We start from the raw sequence: 2,004 nt of genomic DNA on the forward strand, positions 1-2,004 counted from the left end.
CGAACGCCCCACGGAACCACGAGGCTGTGGCCGGGTGGAACCGCTCCAGTGCGTCGGACATGAACTCATGATGTCGCACGCCTACGACATCGGCCCGACCCGCGCCCCACCTCCGTAGAGTGTCGGCATGCGCAAGACTGTGAGCATGCACAGCGACAGCATGCGCGATCTCGACGACGACGACCTCGCCTGTTTCCTCGCCACGGGGATCGGTGACATCGTCCGGGGCACGCGCGCCGGGGGGCTGCTCCGCGGGCGCTCGCTCGCCCGTGTCGCCAACGAGGTCGCGCAGAACTGGACCGACGAGGTGCTGGCCGTGCACCGCCCGGATGACGGAACGCTCTCCGAGGGGGTCTCGGACGATCTCAGCAGGCTGGACAAATCCCGCGTCTGGATCATCGACGTGATCGACGGCACCAAGGAGTTCTCGACGGGCCGCTCGGACTGGTCGGTGCACGTGGCACTCGTCGTCGACGGCCGGCCCACCGTCGCCTCCGTGGGGCTGCCGGACTCGGGGCGGGTATTCCGCTCGGACCAGGTCGATCACGTGGACGGCCCCCATTCGGGGACCATGGTGATCAGCCGCAACAACCCCCCGCCGGGGGCGCTCCAGGTCGCGGACGCGGTCGGCCTGGAGGTGCGGCCCATGGGCTCGGCCGGTGCCAAGATGCTCTCCGTCCTGCTCGGCGACGCGGACGCCTACCTCCACGCCGGGGGGCAGGACGAGTGGGACCAGGCCGCGCCGGTCGGCGTCGCCCTGGCCGCGGGGTTGCACGCCTCCCGCCTGGACGGGACGCCGATCCGGTTCAACAAACCCGACACCCACTCCCCGGACGTCCTGATCTGTCGCCCCGAGCTCACCGAGAAGATCCTGGCCGCGCAGGCCGCGCAGGCGACCCGAACGTAGACTGCAGGTCATGACCGTCCCCACCCCGTACGAGGACCTGCTCCGACTCGTCCTGGAGCAGGGCACCGCCAAGGCCGACCGCACGGGAACGGGCACCCGCAGCCTGTTCGGCCACCAGCTGCGCTATGACCTGGCGGCGGGATTCCCGCTGATCACCACCAAGCGCGTCCACTTCAAGTCGGTGGCCTACGAGCTGCTGTGGTTCCTGCGCGGCGACTCCAACGTGGGCTGGTTGCGCGAGAACGGCGTGAGCATCTGGGACGAGTGGGCTGACGAGCGCGGCGAGCTCGGACCCGTCTACGGCGTGCAGTGGCGGTCCTGGCCCACCCCCGACGGCCGGCACGTGGACCAGATCGCGAACGCCGTGGACCTGCTGCGCACCGACCCCGATTCGCGGCGCAACATCGTCTCGGCGTGGAACGTGGGCGAGCTGACGGACATGGCCCTGCCGCCCTGCCACCTGCTGTTCCAGTTCTACGTGGCCGACGGCAAGCTGAGCTGCCAGCTCTACCAGCGCAGCGCCGACCTCTTCCTGGGGGTGCCGTTCAACATCGCCTCCTACTCGCTGCTCACCCACATGGTGGCGCAGCAGGTCGGGCTCGAGGTGGGCGAGTTCATCTGGACCGGGGGCGACTGCCACATCTACGACAACCACGTCGAGCAGGTCAGGACGCAGCTGGCCCGCGAGGCCTTCCCCTACCCGGAGCTGCGCCTGCGCCGCGCGGACTCGGTCTTCGACTACCGCTTCGAGGACTTCGACGTGGTCGGATACGAGCACCACCCGGGCATCAAGGCCCCGGTCGCGGTCTGAGCCGGGAGACGACGGCCGTGCCGGTCCGGATGGTGTGGGCGCAGGCCCGCGGCGGGGTGATCGGCGACGGTCGTGACATGCCGTGGCACATCCCCGAGGACCTGGCGTACTTCAAGCAGGCCACCACCGGGCGCCCCGTCGTGATGGGCCGGGCCACCTGGGACTCGATCCCCGCCCGCTTCCGGCCCCTGCCCGGTCGCCGCAACATCGTGTGCACCCGGGACGCAGGGTGGTCGGCCGAGGGCGCGGAGAGGGCGGCCTCTGTGCCCGCGGCGCTGGCGGCGGC

The 2,004-nt window shown here is 70.7% G+C and carries 3 protein-coding genes; all 3 read left to right on the plus strand.

The features are described from left to right. The first annotated feature begins 160 nt into the window (after nucleotides 1-160). Nucleotides 161-907 carry a 3'(2'),5'-bisphosphate nucleotidase CysQ gene (locus G6022_RS10280; protein ID WP_179526315.1) on the plus strand — a complete coding sequence of 249 codons (747 nt, stop codon included), beginning with the start codon at nucleotides 161-163 and terminating at the stop codon, nucleotides 905-907. 10 nt (nucleotides 908-917) lie between these two features. Then, nucleotides 918-1,718: a thymidylate synthase gene (locus G6022_RS10285; RefSeq protein ID WP_182609993.1), complete on the plus strand. Its 801-nt coding sequence runs from the start codon at nucleotides 918-920 to the stop codon at nucleotides 1,716-1,718. A gap of 29 nt (nucleotides 1,719-1,747) precedes the next feature. Then, nucleotides 1,748-2,004, plus strand: a 257-nt coding sequence (locus tag G6022_RS10290) for a dihydrofolate reductase (protein ID WP_187701328.1), incomplete at its 3' end; no start/stop codon positions are given.

Origin of the sequence: Dietzia sp. Cai40, from assembly GCF_014145165.1 — a bacterium.
Classification (GTDB): Bacteria; Actinomycetota; Actinomycetes; order Mycobacteriales; family Mycobacteriaceae; genus Dietzia; species Dietzia natronolimnaea.